This window comes from Tersicoccus phoenicis (assembly GCF_001968835.1).
Taxonomy (GTDB): domain Bacteria; phylum Actinomycetota; class Actinomycetes; order Actinomycetales; family Micrococcaceae; genus Tersicoccus; species Tersicoccus phoenicis.
Genome location: NZ_MRDE01000009.1, coordinates 81,413 through 104,550 on the forward strand (window position 1 = coordinate 81,413; position 23,138 = coordinate 104,550).

Sequence of the window (23,138 nt, forward strand, 5' to 3'; positions counted from 1 at the left end):
CCCCTGATCGGCCCCGCCGCCACCGGCGCTCAGTCCGCGGCGACGATCCGGAGCAGCGTGCGCAGATTCCGCGTCGTGGTCGTCTCCGTGAACTGCCGTTTCGCGGAGATCTTCGCCAGCGGAGCGGCCAGGGTCCCGCCCACCGGCGCCGTCCAGGCCACGGCCAGCGGGTGCAGGCGCACGGGTTCGTTGTCGCTCGTCGTGTCGCCCACCTCCGCGGCGGCCTGCACGAGCGCGTCGAGCGCCGCCGGGTCCGAGGAGAGGGTCAGGTAGGCGTGCTCGTCCGTCGAGTCGGCGGGAAACGGGCAGTCGGCCGCGATCTGCGCCACCTGCTCCCGGGTGAGCACGACCACCCAGGCGTCGTAGCCGAACGCCGTCCGCAGTCGCTGTTCTATCAACTCCTTGGCCTCCGCCGCGCTCAGCGTCGTCGAGCACAGGACGTTGCCCGAGGCCCGCAGGGTGCGCACGTCCGTGAGCGGTTCGTCGTCGAGGGCTGCCTTCAGCTTCGCCGACGTGACGGTGACGCCGCCGACGTTGACGCCGCGCAGGAAGACGGCGAACCGGTTCACGCCCGGTCCCGGCGAGGGGAGGCGGCAGCGGTGAGGCCGTCCGCCGAGAGCCGGTCCGCGGCGACCGGGTCGCTCTCGGTCGCTCCGGCCGCGCCATCGGCGGCGGACCGCAGTGCGTCGGAGAGTTGCCGGGCGGACCGCACGACGACGTCGGCGTGCAGGCGGCCGGGCTGGCGGGTCAGCCGCTCGATCGGGCCGGAGATGGAGACCGCGCCGATCACCCGACCCGACGGGGCGCGCACCGGTGCCGAGACCGAACCGACGCCGGGCTCCCGCTCGGCCAGGCTCTGCGCCCAGCCGCGGCGGCGCACCCCGGCCAGCACGGTGGGCGTGAAGCGCGCCCCCTGCAGTCCCTCGACCAGCCGGTCGTGGTCCTCCCAGGCCAGCAGCACCTGCGCCGCCGAACCGGCTCGCATGGACAGCTGGGTTCCCACGGGGATGGTGTCGCGCAGGCCGATCGGCCGCTCCGCCGAGGCCACGCACACCCGCCGGTCGCCCTGCCGGCGGTACAGCTGGGCGCTCTCCCCGGTCGCGTCCCGCAGGGCGATCAGCACCGGGCCGGCAGCGGCGGTGAGCCGGTCCTCCCCGGCGGCGGCGGCCAGTTCGACCAGTCGGGAGCCGAGCACGAACCGGCCCTGCACGTCGCGGCCGACCAGCCGGTGGTGCACCAGGGCGACGGCGAGCCGGTGCACGGTCGGGCGGGCCAGCCCGGTCGCCGTGACCAGCTGCGCGAGGGTCGTCGGGCCCGACTCGAGCGCGTCGAGCACGAGAACCGCTTTGTCGATCACGCCGACTCCACTAGAGTTGTCCATGTACTGATATTGCCGTCTCACTATTCGAGAAGCAAGGCGGCGATGCGAGCCCGGTCCGGGATCAGCCCGGATGCGACCGAGAAGGAGTGGACGTCGTGGGCAGGACTCTGGCGGAGAAGGTCTGGGACGACCATGTCGTCCGGCGTGGCGAGGACGGTCAACCGGACCTGCTCTACATCGACCTCCACATGCTCCACGAGGTCACGTCCCCCCAGGCCTTCGAAGGGCTGCGCCTGGCCGGCCGTGGGCTGCGCCGGCCGGATCTGACCATCGCCACCGAGGACCACAACACCCCCACGGTCGCCATCGACCGGCCGATCGCGGACCCCATCAGCCGCACGCAGATCGAGACGCTGCGCGCGAACTGCGCCGAGTTCGGCGTCCGGCTGCACTCCCTCGGTGACGCCGAGCAGGGCATCGTGCACGTCGTAGGACCCCAGCTGGGACTGACCCAGCCGGGCCAGACGGTCGTCTGCGGTGACTCGCACACCTCCACCCACGGCGCCTTCGGAGCCCTCGCGTTCGGGATCGGCACCTCCGAGGTGGAGCACGTGATGGCCACCCAGACGCTGCCGCTCCAGCCCTTCAAGACCATGGCCATCACCGTCGAGGGCGAGCTCGGCGAGGGCGTCAGCGCGAAGGACATCATCCTGGCGGTGATCGCGAGGATCGGCACCGGCGGCGGTCAGGGCCACGTGCTGGAGTACCGCGGATCGGCCATCCGGGCCCTGTCCATGGAGGCGCGGATGACGATCTGCAACATGTCGATCGAGGCCGGGGCCCGCGCCGGCATGGTGGCACCCGACGAGACGACGTTCGCCTACGTCGCGGGCCGTCCGCACGCCCCCGGCGGGGCGGACTGGGACGACGCCGTCGCCTACTGGCGCACGCTGCACACCGACGACGACGCAGTCTTCGACGCCGAGGTCGTCCTCGACGCGAGCACCCTCGAACCGTTCGTCACGTGGGGCACCAACCCCGGCCAGGGCGTTTCCCTGTCGGAGTCGGTGCCCGATCCGGAGGCGCTGAGGGACGAGGACGCGAAGGCCGGCGCCCGGCGCGCGCTGGAGTACATGGACCTGGCCGCGGGCACTCCGATGAAGGACATCCGCGTGGACACCGTGTTCCTGGGCTCCTGCACCAACAGCCGGATCGAGGACCTGCGGGCGGCCGCCGACGTCATCCGCGGCCGCACCAAGGACCCGGAGGTGCGGATGCTGGTGGTGCCGGGCTCCGCTCGGGTCCGCCTGCAGGCCGAGGCGGAGGGCCTGGACCGGGTGTTCACCGACTTCGGCGCCGACTGGCGGTTCGCCGGCTGCTCGATGTGCCTGGGCATGAACCCGGACCAGCTGGCCCCGGGAGAGCGGTGCGCCTCGACGTCCAACCGCAACTTCGAGGGCCGGCAGGGCAAGGGCGGCCGCACCCACCTGGTGTCCCCGGTCGTCGCGGCCGCCACCGCGGTGCGGGGCACCCTGTCCTCGCCGCTGGACCTGGCCCCCCGAGACACCGTCCCGCGGGACGCCCCCGTCCCCGCCTGACGCCGACACCACATCCGGGAGAGAAGAACCGATGCAGAAGTTCACCACGCACTGCGGCATCGGCGTGCCCCTGCGCCGGTCCAACGTCGACACCGACCAGATCATCCCCGCCGTCTACCTCAAGCGGATCACCCGCACCGGCTTCGAGGACGGCCTGTTCGCGAGCTGGCGGAAGGACGAGGACTTCATCCTCAACCGTGAGCCGTACACGCGCGGCAGCGTGCTCGTGGCCGGCCCCGACTTCGGCACCGGCTCCAGCCGGGAGCACGCCGTGTGGGCGCTGAAGGACTACGGCTTCGCCGCCGTGCTCTCATCCCGGTTCGCCGACATCTTCCGTGGCAACGCGGGCAAACAGGGCCTGGTCACCGCGCAGCTGGCGCAGGACGACGTCGAACTGATCCTCAAGGAGCTGGAGAACGCGCCCGGGACCGAGGTGGAGGTCGACCTCGCGACCCAGGTCGTCACCTGCGGGGCCATCGCAGCGCCCTTCGAGATCGACGCGTACACCCGGTGGCGGCTGATGGAGGGCCTCGACGACATCGGGCTGACGCTGCGGCACGCGGAGGACATCGCCGCGTTCGAGGCCGAGCGCCCCGCCTTCAAGCCCACCACGCTGCCGATCCGCTGATCGGGACGCTGACCCGCTGCTGACCTGCGGGGGTGCCCGATCCGCGCGTGGTGAACGCCACGAGACACAGCGGGATGACGAGCGGCCGCCTTCGTGTTGCACCCGGGGTGCGTCCGTCATGCTCTTATGCTTGACGTCAGGCAGGCGTGGCGCGCGCTCCCGACGGCGGCAGCGCCGACCGCACCACGCAGTATCGACGAACGAGGTCTTGATCTATGGCGAATGTGTTGACGATCCGGGGTGGTGTGCCCCTGGCCGGTCGGGTGACCGTCCGAGGCGCGAAGAACCTGGTTCCCAAGGCCATGGTGGCGGCCCTGCTCGGCAACGAGCCGTCCGTCCTGCGCAACGTCCCGGAGATCAAAGACGTCGCCGTGGTGACGAAGCTGCTGAAGCTGCACGGGGTGGCGGTGACGAAGGACCCGGTCGGCGGGGACCTCACCCTGGACCCGACGCACGCCACCCAGGCCAGCCGCGCCGACATCGACGCTCACGCCGGCGATTCCCGGATCCCGATCCTGCTGTGCGGGCCGCTGATCCACAGCGTCGGTGAGGCCTTCATCCCCGACCTTGGCGGCTGCCGGATCGGGGACCGGCCCATCGACTTCCACCTGTCCGTGCTGCGCAAGTTCGGCGCCGTCGTGGAGAAGGGCAACGCCGGCATCCACATCACCGCCCCGCGCGGGCTGCAGGGAGCGAAACTCGAACTGCCGTTCCCGTCGGTGGGTGCCACCGAGCAGGTGCTGCTCTCGGCGACCCGGGCCGAGGGCATCACCGAGCTGCGCAACGCCGCCACCGAACCCGAGATCCTCGACCTGATCGCCATCCTGCAGAAGATGGGCGCCATCATCAGCGTCCTGACGGACCGGACGATCCGGATCGAGGGCGTCAAGAGCCTCGGCGGCTATCAGCACCGGGCCCTGCCGGATCGGATCGAGTCGGCCTCCTGGGCGTCGGCGGCGCTGGTCACCCGCGGCGACATCTACGTCGAGGGCGCCCGGCAGCAGGACATGATGACCTACCTGAACGTGTTCCGGAAGATCGGTGGCGCGTTCGACATCGACGACGCCGGCATCCGGTTCTACCACCCCGGCGGCAAGCTCAGCCCGCTGGTGCTCGAGACGGACGTGCACCCGGGGTTCATGACCGACTGGCAGCAGCCGCTCGTCGTCGCGCTGACCCAGGCGGACGGGGTGTCCATCGTGCACGAGACGGTCTACGAGAACCGGTTCGGCTTCACCGACGCCCTGGTGCGGATGGGCGCCAACGTCCAGCTGCACCGCGAGTGCCTCGGCAGCGTCCCCTGCCGGTTCGGCCAGCGCAACTTCCTGCACTCCGCCGTCATCTCCGGGCCCACCCAGCTGACCGGCACCGACATCGACGTCCCCGACCTGCGCGGCGGGTTCAGCCACCTGATCGCTGCGCTGGCCGCGACCGGGACCTCCCACGTGACCGGCATCGAGCTGATCAACCGCGGCTACGAGCGGTTCACCGCGAAGCTGGAGGCGCTCGGCGCCGACTTCGACCTGACCCCCATCGATCAGTGACCCGCCGGCTGCGCGGCATCGGTCCGGATGGGGCGCGGGCGCGGCACGGGAGGACGACGTGACGCCCCGCACGAGCCCCGTCGACGCCCGGGAGATCTGGACGTTCCGCGGCTTGGCCGCCGTCGCCATCCCGGCGCTGAACGCGCTCATCACCCACCGCTGGCGGGGCGCCGAGCGGTTGCCCCGGGACACCGGTTTCATCGTGGTGCCCAACCATGTGACCGAGATCGACCCCTTGATCGTCGGTCACTTCCTCTACAGCAACCGCGTGCTGCCGCACTTCCTGGCCAAGGAGTCCCTGTTCCGGGTCCCCGTGCTGGCCCCGATCCTGCGCTGGGTCAAGCAGGTCCCCGTCTCCCGGGGCGCGACGACGGCGGGCGGGTCCCTCGCGGTCAGCCGCCAGGTGATCGACGAGGGCGGGGCGATCATCGTCTACCCCGAGGGCACGCTCACCCGCGACCCGGACCTGTGGCCCATGCGGGGGCGGACCGGTGCGGCGCGGCTGGCCCTGCAGACCGGCGCGCCCGTCGTGCCGATCGTGCACTGGGGTGCGCAGGAGCTGTTCCCGCGCTACGCCAAGCGGCTGTACCCGTTCCCGCGCAAGCGGGTGACGGTCGTCGTCGGGGCGCCGGTCGACCTGGCCGAGTTCGACGGCCGTCCGCTCGACCGCACCGTCCTGGCCGCGGCCACCGAGAAGATCATGGCCGCCATCACCGCCGAGCTGACGACGCTGCGCGGCGAACAGCCCCCCGCCGTGCGCTGGAACCCGGATCAGCACGGTCAGAGCGCCACCGGCCGGCACTTCGACGGCGCGACCGGGACGGCCCCGCACCCGGGGACCGCCCCCGACGGGGACGTTGCGGGCGGTCGCGAGGACGACCGGTGAGCCCCGACGGGTTCACCCGGATCGCCGTCATCGGCGCCGGCAGCTGGGGCACCACCTTCGCCAAGGTCCTGGCCGACTCCGGCCAGGGGGATGCGCCCGCCACCGCGGTACGGATCTGGGGGCGGCGGGCCGCCGTCGTCGAGGACATCACCGTCGCGCACCGCAACGACGCCTACCTGCCCGGTGTCGCCCTGCCCACCGCTCTGACCGCGTCCACGGACCTGCCCGGGGTGCTGCACGGAGCGGACCTGGTCGTCCTCGCCGTGCCCGCCCAGTCGCTGCGGGCCCAACTGCCAAGGATCCGGGAGCTGCTCGCCCCCGGCGCCGTCGTCGTGTCCCTGATGAAGGGACTCGAACTGGGGACGAACGCCCGGATGAGCGAGGTGATCGCCACGGGGCTCGGGCTGCCACCGGAGCGGGTCGTGGTGGTCTCCGGCCCGAACCTGGCGATGGAGATCGCCCGGGAGTCACCGACCGCGTCCGTCGTGGCCTGCGTCGACGAGACCGTCGCCGGCCGGGTGGCCGCGGCCTGTTCCCCGCCGTACTTCCGGCCCTACACCAATACCGACGTCGTCGGCGTGGAGTTCGGCGGCATCGTCAAGAACGTCATCGCGCTCGCCGTGGGTATCTGCGAGGGCAGGCAGATGGGGGACAACGCCAAGGCCTCGGTCATCACCCGGGGCCTGGCCGAGACCACCCGGCTCGCGCTCGCGCTCGGTGGCCGGGTGGAGACCATGGCCGGGCTCGCCGGGCTCGGCGACCTGGTGGCCACCTGTTCGTCGTCGCTGAGCCGCAATCACACGGCCGGCCGCCTGCTCGCCACCGGACTGAGCGTCGAGCAGGTGATCGCGACCATGCGGCAGACCGCCGAGGGCGTCAAGTCGGCCCGCCCGGTGTACGACCTCGGCCGCAGCCTCGGCGTGCGGATGCCGATCACCGAGAACGTCGTCGCGGTCCTGGACGGGACGATCTCGGTGGACGAGCTCGCCCCCCGCCTGCTCGGCCGCGACCTGAAATCCGAAGGAGAACAGTGACCGAATCCGCCCAGACCGGTCTCGCGCGCGGACGGGACGGCAGGATCCGGGTCGCCGTCCTGTTCGGGGGCCGGTCCAGCGAGCACGCCGTCAGCTGCGTCACGGCCGCCGGCGTGCTGCGGGCGATGGACCGCCGCCGGTACGACGTGGTGCCGATCGGCATCAGCCGCTCCGGCCAGTGGGTGCAGATGGACGACGCCACCGTCCAGTCCTTCAGTCTGGACAGAGGTGCCCTGCCGGCCATCGAGGACGCACCGGCGACCGTGGTCACCGCCCCCGGTGCCGGCTCGCACGAGCTGCTGGTGACCGCTCCCGGGGAGCCGCCGCGCAGCCTCGGCACCGTCGACGTCGTGTTCCCGCTGCTGCACGGACCGTTCGGGGAGGACGGGACCGTCCAGGGGATGCTGGACCTGCTCGGTGTGCCCTATGTCGGTGCGGGTGTGCTCGCCAGCGCCGTCGGGATGGACAAGGACTTCATGAAGATCGTCTTCGAGCACGCCGGACTGCCGGTGGGCCCGTACGAGGCGATCACCGACCGGCAGTGGGTCAGCGACCGGGCCGGCTGCCTGGACCGGGTGCGCCGCCTGGGCCTGCCCGTGTTCGTCAAACCCGCCCGTGCCGGGTCCAGCATGGGCATCACCCGTGTCGCCGACCCGGCGGCACTGGAAGCGGCCATCGAGGCGGCCCGCCGGCACGACCCGAAGGTCGTCGTCGAGGCCGGGATCGGCGGACGGGAGATCGAGTGCGCGGTGCTCGACCAGCCCGCACCGGAACGCGCGATCGCCAGCCTGCCGGGGGAGATCGTCGTCGCCGACGACCAGCACACCTTCTACGACTTCGACGCCAAGTACGTCGACGCCGGCGCCGCCGTCCTCAGCTGCCCGGCGGACCTGCCGGCCGAGACGACCGCGCGGATCCGGGAGCTCGCCGTCGCGGCGTTCGACGCGATCGCCGCGGAGGGACTGTCCCGGGTCGACTTCTTCTACACTCCCGAGGGAGACCTGCTGATCAACGAGATCAACACCATGCCCGGTTTCACCCCGATCTCGATGTACCCGCAGATGTGGGCGGCCACCGGGGTCGACTACCCGGAACTGATCGACCGGCTGCTGGAGCTGGCGCTCAGCCGGAGCACGGGCCTGCGGTGAGACGCCAGCGGCCCGTCACCGACCCGGCACGGCGTGGAACCAGGACCGCGGCCGTCGTCGCGGGGACGAGCCTGGCACTGGTGCTGAGCGGCTGCGCCGCGGCGGTGGACGTGGCGCCGGCACCGCAGTCGAACGACCCGCGCTGCGCGCCGGTGATGGTCGCCCTGCCCGACGTGCTCGCCGGTCTGGACCGGCGCACCACCACCAGCCAGGCCACCGCCGCTTGGGGGGACCCGTCCGCGGCGGTGCTCCGATGCGGGGTACCGGTGCCGGGCCCGACGACGCAACGTTGCGTCACCGTCAACGGTGTCGACTGGGTCGCGATCCAGGAGCAGAAGACCTGGCGACTGATCACCTACGGCCGTGAGCCTGCGATCGAACTGCTGCTGGACACCGGCCGGGCCCCCTCGAGCAGCGTGCTCGTCGACCTCGCCGGTCCCGTGTCGTCGCTGCCGCAGTCCCGCCGGTGCCTGGGCGCCCAGGACGTCCCGCTGCCGAGTGCGACCGGCTGAGCCCGCACGAGGTCGACGGGGGCGGGTACGGATCATCTGCGGGCGACATCACCGTCATCGTGCAGCACACGGTCAGCCGCACGCCTTAGGATCGAACGGACCTTTGACGTGGCGTGACCGGGCCGAGCCCGGATGCAGGAGTTCCGGGCCGAGCCCGGATGCAGGAGGACAGATGGACGAGCCGGGCTACCAGGACACCCGCACCCTGGGGCCGCTCGCGGCCTCCGAGCAGCGGGTCGCCGCCCGGAAGAAACTCCGCCGCAAGCGGCTGACCCGCACGATCGTCGTCGCGGTGGTCGCCGTGATCGCGATCATCGCCGTCGTCGTCGGCACCTGGGTCGGCGGCATCGCGCGCACCTTCGACCAGAAGACCGTCAAACTGGAGAACGTGTTCCCGAGCGGGAACCGACCGGCGGCGGCCGGCGGGGGAGCCCGCAACATCCTGCTCCTGGGCAGTGACACCCGCGGCAGCCTGGCCGACCTGAACAACGCCGCCGCGACCAACCAGCGCGCGGACACCATCATGCTCGTGCACGTCCCCGCCGACGGGAAGGGCGTGTACGCCATGTCCATCATGCGTGACTCCTGGGTGGACATCCCCGGCGCCGGTCAGGGCAAGATCAACTCGGCGATGGCGATCGGCGGCATCCAGCTGCTGGTGCAGACCCTCGAGGGGATGCTCGGCACCCGGATCGACAACGTCGCCGCGCTCGACTTCGCCGGCTTCGAGAAGCTGACCGACGCCATCGGCGGCGTGCCCGTCAACGTGCCGAAGGACTTCACGGCCATCGACGGGCTCCAGTTCAAGGCCGGCAACCAGGTGCTCGACGGCGCGCACGCCCTGGCCTTCGTGCGCGAGCGGCACGCCTTCGCCAACGGCGACTACCAGCGGGTCAAGGACCAGCAGATGTACCTGAAGTCCCTGATGAACAAGATGCTCTCCCCGTCCGTGCTGGGCAACCCGGGGATGATCTCCGACGCCGTCACCCAGTTCTCCCCCTACCTGGGGGTCGACCGGACCTTCACCTCCGGCGACGTGATGGGGCTGGCCTGGAAGCTGCGCAACGTCCGCGGCGGTGATGTGCAGATGTTCACCCTCCCCAACGCCGGCACCTCCTTCTCCAGTGACGGTCAGTCGATCGTGGTGGTCGACGACCAGGCCGTGGCGGACGTCGGCAAGGCCCTGCGCGAGGACACGATGGCGCAGTACGTCGCCGGCCTGCCGGGCGGGCAGTGACGCCGACCGGCCGGTGACGCCGAGTGGCCGCGCGTCGTCGGGTGCAGCGTCGGGGTGAATCGTCGGTGGACCGGGCTAGGGTCGGATCATGACCTTCCCGGACGGTGCCGACCCCGCGCGCGCCCGCGATCCGCTCGGTCGGGCGGCCGGTGACGAGTTAGACGTCGATCAGGGCCGGGTCGGCGGTCTCGGCGAGGCGGACCTGCTCGCGGCGTTCCTGCCGCGGCTGCCGCGCGGGGCCCACGACGACGTCGGCAACGGCGACGACGCCGCGGTGCTGCGGATCGGCGATCCGCGGGTCGTCGCCACCGTCGACACCCTGGTCCAGGACCTCGACTACCGGCCGGTCTGGCCCAACGGGCGCGTCACCCGCGGTCACGACGTCGGGTTCAAGGGCGTCGCCCAGAACCTCTCCGACCTCAACGCCATGGCCGCGTACCCGATCGGCCTCCTGGTCAGCCTGGCCATGCCCGCCGACACCCCGGTGGACTGGGTGCTCTCCCTCGCCGACGGGATCGCCGATGCCATCCACACGCTCGGTGCGGAGGGCTGTTCGGTGGCGGGCGGCGATCTCTCCGGCGCCCGGGAGGTGGTGCTGACCATCACGGCGCTCGGCCGGCTCGACGACGCCGGCCCCGTCCTGCGCTCCGGTGCCCGCCCCGGCGACGAGATCGCGGTGATCGGCCGGGTCGGGGAGGCCGCCGCCGGGCTGGCCCTGCTGGAAACGGCGCCGGAGTCCGGGTCCCCCCCGGGAGCACCGGCAGGGGCGGCACTGTTCGAGGAGCTCATCAGCGCCCAGCTGCGCCCTCGCCCGCCGCTCGGCGCCGGTGCCGCGGCGGCCCGCGCCGGTGCCCACGCCCTGATGGACCTCTCGGACGGCATGCTGCGCGACGCGGAGCGACTGGCCCGGGCCAGCGGCGTGCGGGTCGACCTGGACACGGCTCGACTGGCCGGTTTCGCCGACCGGCTCGCCCCCGCGGCGGCCCTGCTCGGCGCGGACCCGATGCACTGGTGCCTGGCCGGTGGAGAGGACTTCGGCCTGCTCGCTGCCTTCACCCCGGGCACCGTCCCGGCCGGGTTCACTGCGATAGGCTCGGTGGCGGACGGTGCCGCGGAACTGCTGGTCGACGGCCGTCCGTCAACGACGACAGGATGGGATCACTTTGCAGCCTAAGGCCGGCCCCTCCGCGGCCGTCATCCACCGCTGGTTGACCCACGCCGAGACCGTCCTGACCGATCACCGCCGCGAGTTGAACGCCATCAACGTCTTCCCCGTGCAGGACTCGGACACCGGCTCCAACCTGGTCCAGACCATCACCGCCGCCGTCGCGGGCCTGCCGGCACCACCGCAACCGGTCCGCCACGTGGGCGAGGACCGGGAGACACCGGGCCCCGTGGACCTGGGCGCGATCCTCGGCGCAGCCGGGGCTCAGGCCCTGGAGCACGCCCGCGGCAACTCCGGCACCATCCTCGCCGTGATGCTCAGCGCCATGGCCGAGCCGCTGGCCGGATACGCGCGGCTGACTCCTCCGGCCCTCGCCGCTGCCCTGGAGCGCGCCAGCGTCCGCTGCTGGTCCGCGCTCAGCGACCCCGTCCCGGGCACCATGCTGTCGGTGATCGAGGCCGCGGCGACGACCTGCGCCGTCCAGGCCGTCGACCGCGACGGGGACGAGAGCCACCTGGGCCTGGTCGCCGTCCTCGACGCGGTGATCGGTGCCGCCGCCGCCGCGGTCGCGGCGACCGAGGAGCAGAACGACGTGCTGGCTCGGGCCCGCGTCGTCGACGCCGGTGCCGTCGGGCTGCTGCTGATCCTGCAGTGCCTCCGCTGGGCCGTGACCGGGGACCCGGTGGCCGTCGAACCGCTCCAGCGGCTGGACGGCATGGACCACGGGGAGCACCCGGACGCCATGGACGGCGTCGAGATCATGTGCAGCATCAACCTGAGCCCGCTCGACGCCGCCAGCCTGCGGATCACTCTGGACGAGCTCGGGGAGTCGGTGATCCTGACGGCGATCACCCCGGTCGGGCAGACCGCGTCCGACGCGGAGACGTGCGACGAATCGCGTGGGTCCGGCGATGCTGCGTCCGGCGCGGAGGTCCCCGGCGCCGCCTATCGATGGCGGTTGCACGCCCACGTCCCGCATGAGGTCCACGACCGTGCCCTGGCGGCGATCAGCGGCAGCGGCGCCCCGGAGAACCTCCTCGTCACCCCGCTGCGGGCGGAGGAGACGCCGGAGCCGAACCAGTGAGCGGGCCGGCGCCGCAGCGCCGGCGCTCCGCTTCGATGCCGACGGTCCTCGATCCCCGCGCGCACCGGCTCGACAAGGTCCTCGGCAGGAGCGCCGCGACCAAGCTCGAGAAGAGCCTGCACATCCGCACCGTCGGGGCGCTGCTGAACCACTTCCCCCGCCGGTACCTCGAGCGGGGCGAACTGCAGAGCATCACCGGGCTGCCGATCGGCGAGGAGGTCACGCTGATCGCCGACGTGCTCTCCTGTAGCCGGCGGCCGATGCAGCGCCGCAAGGGGTACATCACCGAGGTCCTCATCACCGATCGCGACGCCCGGCGGCCCGGAACGCTCAGCCTCTCGTTCTTCCAGGCCCGCCAGGCGTACCAGGACCTGCAGCCCGGCGTGACGGCCCTCTTCAGCGGCAAGACCGGCCTCTACCGGCACCAGGCCACCCTGACCAATCCCCACTACCTGGTGCTGGACGGTGCTGACGAGGACGCCGGCACGGACCTTGCCGACCGGCCCATCCCCGTCTACCCGGCCACGTCCGACCTGACGAGCTGGTGGATCGGGCAACGGGTCGAGGCGGTGCTGAAGCACCTCGGCATCGGTGCCGATCCGGAGAACGCCGTCCACCTGCCGGACGTCGTGCCCGCCGGTATCGCCGCCCGCGAGCACCTCGGCGACCTCGTGGCCGCCTACCGTGACATCCACGCGCCGGTCCGGGTGGCGGACGCCTACCGTGCGCGGCACCGCTTCCGCTACCAGGAGGCGCTCATCCTGCAGACCGCGCTCGCCCGGCGACGCGCCGAGCAGCAGGCACAGGTGGCCGTGGGCCGTCCCCGCCGGGACGAGGGCCTGCTGCCCGACTTCGACGCCGCCCTGCCGTTCAGCCTCACGGACGGGCAGCGGGACGTCGGCGAGAGTCTCGACGCCGCGCTCTCCCTCGATCACCCGATGAACGTCCTGCTGCAGGGTGAGGTCGGGTCCGGCAAGACGCTCGTGGCCCTGCGCGCCATGCTGCAGGTGGTCGACGCGGGAGCGCAGGCCGCCCTGCTGGCGCCCACCGAGGTGCTCGCCGCCCAGCACCACGCCTCGATCACCGCGACCCTCGGACCGCTGGCCCAGGCGGGCATGCTCGGGGGCGCCGACCACGCCACCCGCGTCGTCCTGCTGACCGGCAGCATGTCCACCGCCGCCCGGCGCGAAGCGCTCCTCGCGGCCGCGTCCGGGGAAGCGGGCATCGTCGTGGGCACCCACGCGCTGTTGTCGGAGACCGTCCAGTTCGCCGAGCTCGGGCTCGTCGTCGTCGACGAACAGCACCGCTTCGGCGTCGAGCAGCGGGACGCTCTGCGCACCCGGTCCGGGGTGCCGCCGCACCTGCTGGTCATGACCGCCACCCCGATTCCCCGCACCGTCGCAATGACCGTCTTCGGGGACCTCGGCGTCCTCTCCCTCGAGGGACTGCCCGCCGGGCGCGCACCCATCGACACGCACATCGTCCCGCTCGCCGAACGACCCGTGTGGCGGGACCGGATCTGGCAACGCGCCCGCGAGGAGGTCGACGCCGGCCGCCAGGTCTACGTGGTGTGCCCCAAGATCACCGGGGGCGACGCCGGCGGCACGGGTTCCGACGACAGCGACGGCACGGGTTTCGAGGACCGGGAGACCGACGGCGCGGGTGCGGCCGGCGACGGGGCCGGCGGGGACTCGGCCGACGACCGGAGCGCGCGGCCGCCGCTCGCCTCGGTCGAGGAGACCGTCGCCCTGCTGCAGCGGACACCGGCGCTCGCCGGGGTGCGGATCGGTGAGCTGCACGGCCGGCTCGACCCCGCGGACAAGACGGACGTCATGGCCGCCTTCCACCGCGGGGACGTGGACGTGCTCGTGTCCACCACCGTCATCGAGGTCGGCGTCGACGTGGCCCGGGCGACCCTGATGGTCATCCTCGACGCGGACCGGTTCGGCATCTCCCAGCTGCACCAGCTGCGTGGCCGGGTCGGACGCGGCGGTCTTCCCGGCACGTGCCTGCTCGTCACCGGCCTGGAGGACGGTCACCCCTCGCGAGCCCGGCTCGACGCCGTCGCCAGCACCACGGACGGGTTCCGGCTCGCCGCGGAGGACCTGAAGCTGCGGCGGGAGGGTGACATCCTCGGTGCCCGGCAGTCGGGCGGTCACTCGACGTTGAAGCTGTTGCGGGTGATCGAGGACGAGCGGATCATCGCCGCCGCGCGACAGGACGCGCAGGCGATCGTCGAGGACGACCCGGACCTGACCGGTCATCCCGTGCTCGCCGGCGCCATCGACGACTATCTCGACCCCGAGGCCGAGGAGTATCTCGACCGTGGCTGACCATGCGGTCGGTGACCGCCGGGCCCGGTGCGCCTCATGAGCCGGATCATCGCCGGCACCGCCGGCGGCCGGACCCTGGCCTCCGTGCCCGGTGACCACACCCGGCCCACGACCGACCGGGTCAAGGAGTCCCTGTTCTCCGCGCTGGAGGCCGCCGACGCGATCCGGGGTGCGCTCGTGCTGGATCTGTTCGCCGGTTCCGGCGCGCTCGGGCTCGAGGCGCTCAGCCGGGGCGCCCGACGGGCGACCCTGGTCGAGTCGGCCCGGCGGGCCGCCGACGTCTGCCGGCGCAACGCACGGCTGCTGCAGGCCGAACTCGGGCCCGCCGCCGTCCGGGTGCGGCAGGAGAAGGCCGCCACCTTCCTGGCCGACCCGGATCCGCACGGCTGGGACCTGGTCTTCCTGGACCCGCCCTACTCCGTGCCCGAGCCCGAACTCGCCGGGGTGCTCGGCCTGCTGCGTCCGGCGCTGCCCGCCGGCGCGCTCGTCGTCGTCGAGCGCTCGTCCCGGTCCCCGGAACCCGCGTGGCCGGACGGGCTCGTCCCGGTCCGCGACCGCAAGTACGGCGAGACCCGGCTCTGGTACGCCCAGCCCGCCTGAGCGCGCCGAGCGTCCACCGGCGACGCCGGGCGGATCAGTGCCCGAATGCCTGCAGCCGGCGGACCGCCTCGGCCAGCACGTCCTCCCGCTTGCAGAACGCGAACCGGATCAGCCGGGCCGACGCCGCGTCGGTCGCGCTGCCGGGACGGCAGAACGCGCTCAGCGGGATGGCGGCGACCCCGGCCGTGCCCGGCAGCCGTCGGCACAGTTCGGCGCCGTCGGTGACGTCACCGGTCAGCAGCGGTGTGGCGTCCGCGACCACGAAGTAGGTGCCCGCGGGGACGGTGACGTCGAATCCGGCTCCCCGCAGCCCGTCGATCAGCAGGTCTCGTCTGCGCTGCAGGGCGGCGGCGAACCCGGCGTAGACATCATCGCCCAGGCCCAGCCCGAGCGCCACCGCCCCCTGCAGCGGACTGCCGGAGGAGTAGGTGAGGAACTGTTTGACCGTGCGCACTCCCGCCACCAGGTCCGCCGGGCCGGTCAGCCAGCCGACCTTCCACCCGGTCACGGAGAAGGTCTTGCCCGCGGAGGAGATGGTCAGCGTGCGCTCCGCCGCGCCCGGCAGCGTCGCGACCGGGACGTGCCGGCCGCCGTCGAACACGAGGTGCTCGTACACCTCGTCGGTGACGATGATCGCGTCGTGCCGTGCCGCCTCCTCGACGACGCGGGCCAGCAACGCCGCCCCGAAGACGGAGCCCGTGGGGTTGTGCGGATTGTTCACGAGGATGACGCGGGTCCGGTCGGTGACCGCCGCCGCCAGCTCGTCCTCGTCGGGCAGGAAATCAGGTTCGCGCAGCGGCACCGTCACGTGCCGTGCCCCGGTCAGCTCGATCACGGCGCCGTAGGAGTCGTAGAACGGTTCGAAGGTGAGCACCTCGTCACCCGGGCCGGCGAAGGCGAGCAGGGCCGCGGCGATCGCCTCCGTCGCGCCCGTCGTGACCAGCACCTGCTCCGCCGGGTCCACGGTGAGCCCGTAGAACCGCGCCTGGTGCGCGGCGATCGCCTCGCGCAGCACGGGCAGCCCGCGTCCGGGCGCGTACTGGTTCGCCCCTTCCGCGATGGCGTGCCGGGCGGCGTTGAGGATCTGGACCGGACCGTCCTCGTCCGGGAACCCCTGACCGAGATTCACTGCGCCGTGCGCGGCGGCCAGTCCCGTCATCTCCTCGAAGATCGTTCCGGCCAGGCTTCCCTCCGCGCCGAGCAGGTTCGCCCCGTGCGCGGCCCGTCGCCAGGGCGCGGTACCGGTGTTCGTCGTCGTCATGGGTCCAGTCTGTTCCCTCCGGTCCCGCCGATCCATCGACGTCCAGATGGCGCGCATGACGCGCCGACATGCTTGGACGCCGGGCCGCACGGGTGCCCTCCCGTCGGTACCATGCGGAGTATGCGCCGCGCCGTCTGCCCCGGATCCTTCGACCCCCTGCACAACGGGCATCTGGAGATCATTGCCCGGGCCTGCAATCTGTTCGACGAGATCATCGTGGCGGTGTCGACCAATCCGGCCAAGTCCTACCGGTTCACTCTGGAGGAGCGGCTGCAGATGACGCGGGAGACGCTCTCCGCGTTGCGGGGCATCACCATCGAAGCGATGGGGGAGGGCCTGCTCGCCGAGTTCTGCCGTCGGCACGGCGCCGACGCCATCGTCAGAGGGGTGCGCACCTCCGCCGACTTCACGTTCGAGGTGCCGATGGCCACCATGAACCGGCACCTCACGGGGGTGGAGACGGTGTTCCTCGCCGCGGACGCCGCGTACGTGCACCTCTCCTCGACCCTGCTCAAGGAGGTCGCGTCGCTCGGTGGGGACATCTCCGGATTCGTGCCGCGCTCGGTGTACCGCCGGATGACCGCGCCGTCGCCCGGACGTGCCTGACCGTTGTCCTTTTTGAGGGATCGACCCCCGACGGGCTAGAATGATCAGTCGGTCATCTGTTTCTTCGGGAGTTCATCATCAGCCGCGTACATCAGCACCAGGCACAGGATGCCCTGGTGGTCAGTGTCCGGGAACTGCAGCGCAGTCCCGGGGTGATGCGTACTCTCGTCGAACGGGTCGAGGCTCCGAACGACCTGGGGACCCCGACGATCGGCATCCCCGCAGGCTCGGACATCGAGCTGGACCTGCGGTTGGAGGCGGTGCACGAAGGTGTCCTGGTATCCGGCTCGGCGACGGCCCACGCGGTCGGCGAGTGTGTCCGGTGTCTGGACCCCATCGCGTACGACCTCACCGTGGACGTGCAGGAACTGTTCTCCGCCGACCCCGAGCCGGTGAAGGACGAGGACGGCGACGACCTGCCCCGGATCGAGCACGAGAGTGTCGACCTGGAGCCGCTGCTGCGTGATGCCGTGGTGACCGAACTGCCGTTCCAGCCGGTGTGCCGGCCCGACTGTCCGGGCCTGTGCCCGCAGTGCGGGGTGCGGCTGGAGGACCATCCGGGGCACCGGCACGAGGCGCGTGACCCGCGCTGGGACGCGCTGCAGTCCCTGGTGACGGACCCGGACGAGACCGATCAACGCAAGAGCAACTGAAGAAAAGAGTCAATCGTGGCTGTTCCCAAGCGGAAGACCTCCCGCTCGAATACGCGTTCCCGCCGTTCCCAGTGGAAGGCCGAGGTGCCGACGCTGGTCAAGACCGTCGAGAACGGACGGGTGTCCTGGAGCCTGCCGCACACCGCCAAGGTCGTGACGGACTCCGCCGGGACCCCGCTGTTCCGCGAGTACAAGGGCCGCAAGGTCGCCGACGTCTGAGATCCCCGCGGTCCCGGCCGACCGTTCTGCCCCGCAGGATGGGTCCGGCCGCACCCGTCCCATGAGCGATCTCGACTGGCTTCAGGAGCAGCTCGGCGTCACGATCGACGCCGAGCTGCTCTCGCTCGCGCTCACCCACCGCTCCTACGCATATGAGCACGGTGGCATCCCGACGAACGAGCGGCTCGAGTTCCTCGGTGACTCGATCCTCGGCTTCGCCGTCACCGACTTCCTGTACCGGGAGAACCCCGACTTGTCGGAAGGCGAACTCGCCAAGCTGCGCTCCGCCGTCGTGAGCACCCGCGCCCTCGCCAACGTCGCCCGTGGTCTGGGTCTGGGCGACCAGATCTACCTCGGTCAGGGCGAGAAGATGACCAACGGCCGGGACAAGGCGTCCATTCTCGCCGACACCATGGAGGCGATCTTCGGGGCCACCTATGTGGACCGCGGTATCGATGTGGCCCGTGATCTGGTGATGCGCCTGGTGGGTCCGTTGCTGACCGATGCCGAGGCGTTGATGGCCAGCACGGACTGGAAGACCAGCATCCAGGAGTACGCCGCGCTGCGGCAGCTGTCGCCCGTCGAGTACCGCGTCGTCGGCGAGGGGCCCGACCATGCCCGCCGATTCACCGCAACCTTGAAGGTCGCCGGCGAGGTGTACGGCGTCGGGCGGGGGCACTCCAAGAAGGAGGCGGAGCAGGAGGCTGCGGCCGCCGGCTGGCGGGTCGCCGCCAAGCGGAGCGCCGTCCTCGGCGCGGTGACCGGCAACGGGCATGCCCCGACCGGTGAGGCCGCCGCGGACGCCGTCGACGGCGCGGCCCCGGCCGGTGCGGGTCTCGCCGTCGCGGCCTCCGCGGATGCCGGTCCGGCCGGTGCGGATCTCGCCGATCCTGCTGGCGGGTCAACAGGAAGTGCTCGCGCCGCCCGATCCGGGCGACGCGCCCGGTAACCGCCCGACACGGTGCCCGAACTCCCCGAGGTCGAGGTCGTCCGCCGCGGCCTGGCCCCTTGGGCCGTCGGTCGGACCGTCACCGCGGTCGACGTCGTCGATCCCCGGTCGGTTCGCCGGCAGCCCGGCGGCCCCGAGGCCTTCACAGCAGCCCTGAGGACACGGCGTCTCACCGCTGCCGTGCGCCGCGGCAAGTTCCTCTGGCTCCCGCTCGCCCCCACCGACCACGCCGAGGACGCCACCGCGCTCGTCGTGCACCTCGGTATGAGTGGTCAGGTGCTCATCCAGTCCGCGGACCGGCCGGACGAGAAGCATCTGCGGATCCGGTTGCGGCTGATCCCGGATGCTTCGCCGGACCCCGGCACGGTTCCGGGCGAGCCGGCGCACCAGCTGCGCTTCGTGGACCAGCGGATCTTCGGTGGCATGCACGTCGACCGGCTGGTGCCCACCGACGACGGTGCCGCCGGCGGTACCGGCAGTGACCTGGCGCTGATTCCCGCCAGTGCCGCCCACATCGCGCGCGACCCGCTGGATCCGGCCTTCGACGTCGACTCGTTCACCGAGCGGCTGCGGCGGCGGCGCACCGGCATCAAGCGGGCGCTGCTGGACCAGGCGCTGATCTCCGGGATCGGCAACATCTACGCCGACGAGTCGCTGTGGCGGGCACGGCTGCACTACGCGCGGCCGACCGAGACGCTACGGCGCGGCGAGGTGGAGCGGCTGCTGGCCGCCTGCCGGGAGGTGATGGGAACGGCGCTGGAGGCCGGTGGCACCAGCTTCGACGCGCTGTACGTCAACGTCAACGGCCAGTCCGGCTACTTCGACCGATCGCTCGCCGTCTACGGTCAGGCCGGCCGGCTGTGCCCGCGCTGTGCTGCGAACGGTAGGCACAGCGTGATCCGGCGGGACTCCTTCATGAACCGTGGCTCCTTCACCTGCCCGGTCTGCCAGCCGCGCCCGCGCCGCGCCCGCTGGTGAGCCGGGCGCGACGCGACGCCTGGCAGATGTGCCGAGGTCCGTGTCGGGTTGCGTCATAATGATGTTGCCGATGTCACGACACTGCGAAAGACTACAACGTGCCGAAACCACTGTTTATAACTCTCCTCATCGCGGCCCCGATCCTTGTCGGCGGAATGACAGGAAGCGTCATCGCGGCACTGATCGCGATTGGACTTGTACTAATTGCTAGTCCAATCATTTGGAACATCCGAAAGGACCGGTACTTCAATTCAGAGCAATTTCAAGCGCTTCGGTCCGAGATCGCGTCTGTCGTTACGGAGCACAACGAAGTAGTGAACTACGTGGCTGAGATTCGAACGAATGGATCGTTCGAGCTTGGGTCATCCTCTTCTGGCCAGTACGCACACCTGGCAACGTTCGAGAACAACTCCACATGGAACAACAGGCGAGACAGGAATCTCGCTGAATACGCTCCTCACGTGCACAATGCGTCGCTGCAGGTTGTCCGTAGCGCGAGCGCGGATCCGATCAGGTACCTTATGAAGTATTTCTCTATCAAAGCCGACACGGACACACTCGCGGACGTCCAACGTGTTGCGGAAAACATCGCACGGCTTGAGGAAGCTATCGGCAACGTCAGTGGTCGCGAGGCTGCAATCGCGTCGAGGATCAATCCGCCAGCGTTCATCCTCGAGCGCTACGCGGAGCAATTTTGGAGTCAGGTGGGGGTTCATCTGTCTTCAATCACGGTGCCTTATCCCCACTACAAGTTTCAATATACCTCTGCGGGCGGCAACAGCGGCCAAACCGCGAGCATCGACCTCAATACATCAACACTTGAGGCACTGTCGACGACCCTTGTGGAAAAGATTCGCTGGACGAAGTCGGCGGCCGGTCAGCGCGCACTGATGACCGCTCGACTTCGAGGACATATTAAGGAGCGCGACCGATACACCTGCCAACAGTGTGGCATTTCGGTGGCAGCCGAACCGCACTTGCTGCTCGAGGTCGACCATATCATCCCGGTGTCTAAGGGGGGCCTGAGTATGCCCGAAAATCTTCAAACGCTCTGCTGGCGTTGCAACCGATCAAAGGGAGCAAGAGTGGTGGCTTAGCCGATGCGGGAGTCTTTGCTTTAGCCGTCCGTGATTGGTTCCTGAGCAACAACGGTTCCTCGCCGTCTACGGGCAGAGCGGGCAGCTGCGTATACGCTGCGCCGCGGACGGCCGACACCCCGTGATCCGGCGCGATCCGTTCCTGAACCGTGGCTCCCTTACGTGTCCCGTTCGACCCGAGTCATGCCGCGTACGTGAACGCGGTTGTCAATGACATCAGGGCGTTGGCCAAGCAGCGGTTCATGACCAGGGACGACGGCGACCGAATCGTGCGAGAAGGCAGCGGCCGACGTGCCGTGACCGGCACCGATGAATCCTGGGCCATATAACGCCCGCGGCTCAGCTTGCCGGACGACGCCGCCGGCGAACACGGCACAGGCCGCGATCCGTGTGGACCCTGTTTGCTCCGTGTCTGAGGCCCACATGCAGCAGCAGGACGGGGCCGACTGCCCGGCTACCACCGCGGCTGTGACGAGTGGAACGTATGGGGAGGCAGCCACGGCTCGGGGATCACTACTGTCCCACTTGCTATGGTGCGTGGACCGCTCAGCTGCTCCCGACGATGGGCGGCATCGTGGGCGCCCCAGTACTCGGCGGCACGCGGCCCTTGCGACAGTTCGGTGGCGGCCGAACTTCTCCACGAGTGAGAACCAGTGGCGGACGTGTGAGCAAGACTGACCGGCTACCACCATCACCCGCGATGGGAGGAATTCCCGACGGTCCGGTCACGCCCGGTGGTGGCGTGCAGGACGAACCGGAGGGCAGCGAAGGCCGTGAGGCCGACCAGCAGCGCCAGGACCAGCCCCAGCCGCGGCACCAGCGCCATCGTCACGACATACGGGACGAGGAACAGGAGCGCCCGCCGCCCGGCCCGGGACAGTGCCATCATGGGCCCCACGGTAGACGGTCGTGGACGACGGCGGAAGGACCGGCATGGCAGTGAGTGCACAGCGGGTGGACGAGCGGGACATGACCCGGGTCGACGATGACACCGTGCCGCTTCGGGTGCTCGACCTGTGGTTCGACACGAGGCACGGGACCCTCGAGGCGGTGTCGGCCTCCGACGTGACCGTCGACGACCTGGCCGAGTTCTCTCTCTGGGTGAACGAACGCGGCCGGACGACGGCGCACGTCAGTGAGGTCTACCGGCCGCTCATGGACGCGTCGGGCGGTCTCGTCTTCGCGAAGATCGGCGAGTTTCGGCACGAGCCGCAGGCCGAAATGGCACCCCGGCCGAAGCACCGGACGGACCCAGCGTCCTAGCGGCCGTAGTGCGCCGCGAGGCGGGCCAGGCCGTCCTCGATCGACACCGCCGGCGCCCAGTCCAGCACCTCGCGGGTGTGCCGCTGGTCGAACCAGTGGGCGGTGGAGAGCTGCTCGGCAAGGAACCGCGTCATCGGCGGCTCGTCGGCACTGTCCTTCGGCCGGCGCCGCACCCGCCACGCCGCTTCGATGACGCCACCGACCGCTCGGGCGAGGCCCCCGGGCACGTGCCAGGCCGGCTCGGGGACGCCGGCCGCCCGGCAGATCCCGCCGATCAGCTCACCGACCATCCGCGGCTGCCCGTTCGTGACCACGAGGGCCTGCCCGTGCGCGTGGTCCATCCGGTGCAGCCCGGCCACGATCGCGGCAGCGGCGTTGTCGATGTACGTGCTGTCGATCAACGCGGCACCGGCGTCCAGCATCGGCAACCGGCCACGCCGTGCCCGGTCGACGACCCGCTCGACCAGCTGCGTGTCGCCCGGCCCCCAGACGATGTGCGGCCGGATCGCGGCCACCCGGAAGCCCGGCGCGTCGGCGGCGAGGGCCAGCAGCTCCGCGGCCGCCTTCGTCCGCGCGTACTCGCCGCGGGCGCGACGCGGGTCGGCCGGCCCCGCGCCGGCACCGACGATCGAGGTCCCGGCATGGGCCACCGACGGCGAGGAGACGAACACGACGTCGGCCACGCCGGCCACCCGGGCGGCGTCCAGCAGGGTGGCCGTCCCGTCGACGTTGACGGCGAGGAAGTCGCGAGGGTCCCCGGCGAAGGAGACCTTGGCCGCGAGGTGGATGACCGCGTCGACGCCGTCGACGGCGCGGGCGACGGCGGCCGGGTCGGTCATGGACCCGAGGGTGTCCGCCGCCCCGGTCACGCGGGCCGGTCGGCGCTGGAAGGTGCGGACCGCGTGGCCGTGGGCGACGAGCCGCCGCGCGACCACGGATCCGAGCAGGCCGCTCGCCCCGGTGACCAGCACTCGGCGCGGACCGACGAGCGGGTCGACGAGCGGGCCGACGAGCTGGTCGGT

At 71.3% G+C, this 23,138-nt stretch carries 23 protein-coding genes and 1 pseudogene; 19 read left to right on the forward strand and 5 right to left on the reverse strand.

Going from position 1 to position 23,138, the window contains the following annotated elements; translation table 11 throughout:
* Positions 1 to 29 precede the first annotated feature (29 nt).
* Both BKD30_RS01945 and BKD30_RS01950 read right to left on the reverse strand, forming a co-directional pair.
* Complete coding sequence (locus tag BKD30_RS01945; protein WP_076701216.1) at positions 30 to 569, reverse strand: DUF1697 domain-containing protein; 540 nt, start codon at positions 567 to 569, stop codon at positions 30 to 32.
* Positions 566 to 1,381 carry an IclR family transcriptional regulator gene (locus BKD30_RS01950; protein WP_083955920.1) on the reverse strand — a complete coding sequence of 272 codons (816 nt, stop codon included), beginning with the start codon at positions 1,379 to 1,381 and terminating at the stop codon, positions 566 to 568. Before BKD30_RS01950 ends, BKD30_RS01945 begins: the two co-directional genes overlap by 4 nt.
* 95 nt (positions 1,382 to 1,476) lie before the next feature.
* Here BKD30_RS01950 and leuC point away from each other — a divergent pair, with 95 nt between their 5' ends.
* The 12 genes from leuC to rsmD all read left to right on the forward strand — a co-directional run bounded on the left by leuC (position 1,477) and on the right by rsmD (position 15,090).
* The gene (gene leuC, locus BKD30_RS01955; RefSeq protein WP_076701355.1) at positions 1,477 to 2,919 is read left to right on the forward strand and encodes a 3-isopropylmalate dehydratase large subunit; all 1,443 of its coding nucleotides are present in this window, start codon (positions 1,477 to 1,479) and stop codon (positions 2,917 to 2,919) included.
* A gap of 31 nt (positions 2,920 to 2,950) precedes the next feature.
* A complete protein-coding gene (gene leuD, locus BKD30_RS01960) occupies positions 2,951 to 3,547 on the forward strand; it encodes a 3-isopropylmalate dehydratase small subunit (protein ID WP_076701218.1) in 597 nt (198 codons plus the stop codon).
* Positions 3,548 to 3,762: 215 nt separating this feature from the next.
* Positions 3,763 to 5,091, forward strand: coding sequence for a UDP-N-acetylglucosamine 1-carboxyvinyltransferase (murA, locus tag BKD30_RS01965; RefSeq protein WP_076701221.1), 1,329 nt, complete (start codon positions 3,763 to 3,765; stop codon positions 5,089 to 5,091).
* A 58-nt stretch (positions 5,092 to 5,149) separates the two neighbouring features.
* Complete coding sequence (locus tag BKD30_RS01970; RefSeq protein ID WP_083955921.1) at positions 5,150 to 5,977, forward strand: lysophospholipid acyltransferase family protein; 828 nt, start codon at positions 5,150 to 5,152, stop codon at positions 5,975 to 5,977.
* Positions 5,974 to 7,011, forward strand: a complete 1,038-nt coding sequence (locus tag BKD30_RS01975) for an NAD(P)H-dependent glycerol-3-phosphate dehydrogenase (protein WP_076701223.1) — start codon at positions 5,974 to 5,976, stop codon at positions 7,009 to 7,011. The genes BKD30_RS01970 and BKD30_RS01975 overlap by 4 nt, the downstream gene beginning before the upstream one ends.
* On the forward strand, positions 7,008 to 8,159 hold the full coding sequence (locus BKD30_RS01980; protein WP_076701226.1) for a D-alanine--D-alanine ligase family protein: 1,152 nt from the start codon (positions 7,008 to 7,010) through the stop codon (positions 8,157 to 8,159). The genes BKD30_RS01975 and BKD30_RS01980 overlap by 4 nt, the downstream gene beginning before the upstream one ends.
* Positions 8,156 to 8,671, forward strand: coding sequence for a DUF3515 domain-containing protein (locus BKD30_RS01985; protein ID WP_076701229.1), 516 nt, complete (start codon positions 8,156 to 8,158; stop codon positions 8,669 to 8,671). The genes BKD30_RS01980 and BKD30_RS01985 overlap by 4 nt, the downstream gene beginning before the upstream one ends.
* Positions 8,672 to 8,843: 172 nt before the next feature.
* Positions 8,844 to 9,908, forward strand: a complete 1,065-nt coding sequence (locus BKD30_RS01990) for an LCP family protein (RefSeq protein ID WP_083955922.1) — start codon at positions 8,844 to 8,846, stop codon at positions 9,906 to 9,908.
* 88 nt (positions 9,909 to 9,996) lie between these two features.
* On the forward strand, positions 9,997 to 11,082 hold the full coding sequence (gene thiL, locus BKD30_RS01995; protein ID WP_083955923.1) for a thiamine-phosphate kinase: 1,086 nt from the start codon (positions 9,997 to 9,999) through the stop codon (positions 11,080 to 11,082).
* Positions 11,072 to 12,157 carry a DAK2 domain-containing protein gene (locus tag BKD30_RS02000; RefSeq protein WP_235861286.1) on the forward strand — a complete coding sequence of 362 codons (1,086 nt, stop codon included), beginning with the start codon at positions 11,072 to 11,074 and terminating at the stop codon, positions 12,155 to 12,157. The genes thiL and BKD30_RS02000 overlap by 11 nt, the downstream gene beginning before the upstream one ends.
* A gap of 35 nt (positions 12,158 to 12,192) precedes the next feature.
* Positions 12,193 to 14,490, forward strand: coding sequence for an ATP-dependent DNA helicase RecG (locus tag BKD30_RS02005; protein WP_076701368.1), 2,298 nt, complete (start codon positions 12,193 to 12,195; stop codon positions 14,488 to 14,490).
* Positions 14,491 to 14,526: 36 nt separating this feature from the next.
* Positions 14,527 to 15,090 carry a 16S rRNA (guanine(966)-N(2))-methyltransferase RsmD gene (rsmD, locus tag BKD30_RS02010; protein WP_076701232.1) on the forward strand — a complete coding sequence of 188 codons (564 nt, stop codon included), beginning with the start codon at positions 14,527 to 14,529 and terminating at the stop codon, positions 15,088 to 15,090.
* Between the two features lie 34 nt (positions 15,091 to 15,124).
* On the opposite strand, the gene BKD30_RS02015 is transcribed toward rsmD, so the two are convergent.
* The gene (locus BKD30_RS02015) at positions 15,125 to 16,351 is read right to left on the reverse strand and encodes an aminotransferase class I/II-fold pyridoxal phosphate-dependent enzyme (protein ID WP_173892999.1); all 1,227 of its coding nucleotides are present in this window, start codon (positions 16,349 to 16,351) and stop codon (positions 15,125 to 15,127) included.
* A gap of 120 nt (positions 16,352 to 16,471) precedes the next feature.
* On the opposite strand from BKD30_RS02015, the gene coaD reads away from it, so the two are divergent.
* The 6 genes and pseudogenes from coaD to BKD30_RS02045 all read left to right on the forward strand — a co-directional run bounded on the left by coaD (position 16,472) and on the right by BKD30_RS02045 (position 20,853).
* Positions 16,472 to 16,957, forward strand: coding sequence for a pantetheine-phosphate adenylyltransferase (gene coaD, locus BKD30_RS02020; protein ID WP_076701238.1), 486 nt, complete (start codon positions 16,472 to 16,474; stop codon positions 16,955 to 16,957).
* Between the two features lie 113 nt (positions 16,958 to 17,070).
* Entirely contained in the window at positions 17,071 to 17,610 is a 540-nt protein-coding gene (locus BKD30_RS02025) for a YceD family protein (protein WP_076701256.1), read from the forward strand.
* 15 nt (positions 17,611 to 17,625) lie between these two features.
* Complete coding sequence (rpmF, locus tag BKD30_RS02030; RefSeq protein ID WP_076701258.1) at positions 17,626 to 17,829, forward strand: 50S ribosomal protein L32; 204 nt, start codon at positions 17,626 to 17,628, stop codon at positions 17,827 to 17,829.
* Between the two features lie 61 nt (positions 17,830 to 17,890).
* Positions 17,891 to 18,574: pseudogene (rnc, locus tag BKD30_RS02035) on the forward strand (ribonuclease III); the annotation flags it as partial.
* A 216-nt stretch (positions 18,575 to 18,790) separates the two neighbouring features.
* Positions 18,791 to 19,756, forward strand: a complete 966-nt coding sequence (gene mutM / locus BKD30_RS02040; protein WP_076701261.1) for a bifunctional DNA-formamidopyrimidine glycosylase/DNA-(apurinic or apyrimidinic site) lyase — start codon at positions 18,791 to 18,793, stop codon at positions 19,754 to 19,756.
* A gap of 98 nt (positions 19,757 to 19,854) precedes the next feature.
* A complete protein-coding gene (locus BKD30_RS02045) occupies positions 19,855 to 20,853 on the forward strand; it encodes an HNH endonuclease (RefSeq protein ID WP_218189237.1) in 999 nt (332 codons plus the stop codon).
* 691 nt (positions 20,854 to 21,544) lie between these two features.
* On the opposite strand, the gene BKD30_RS02050 is transcribed toward BKD30_RS02045, so the two are convergent.
* On the reverse strand, positions 21,545 to 21,742 hold the full coding sequence (locus BKD30_RS02050) for a hypothetical protein (RefSeq protein WP_076701266.1): 198 nt from the start codon (positions 21,740 to 21,742) through the stop codon (positions 21,545 to 21,547).
* Between the two features lie 44 nt (positions 21,743 to 21,786).
* On the opposite strand from BKD30_RS02050, the gene BKD30_RS02055 reads away from it, so the two are divergent.
* Complete coding sequence (locus tag BKD30_RS02055) at positions 21,787 to 22,116, forward strand: hypothetical protein (protein WP_143588010.1); 330 nt, start codon at positions 21,787 to 21,789, stop codon at positions 22,114 to 22,116.
* On the opposite strand, the gene BKD30_RS02060 is transcribed toward BKD30_RS02055, so the two are convergent.
* Positions 22,113 to 23,087 (reverse strand): NAD-dependent epimerase/dehydratase family protein, encoded by a 975-nt coding sequence (locus BKD30_RS02060; protein ID WP_076701371.1) that lies wholly within the window; start codon positions 23,085 to 23,087, stop codon positions 22,113 to 22,115. The genes BKD30_RS02055 and BKD30_RS02060 overlap by 4 nt on opposite strands.
* Positions 23,088 to 23,138: the final 51 nt, after the last annotated feature.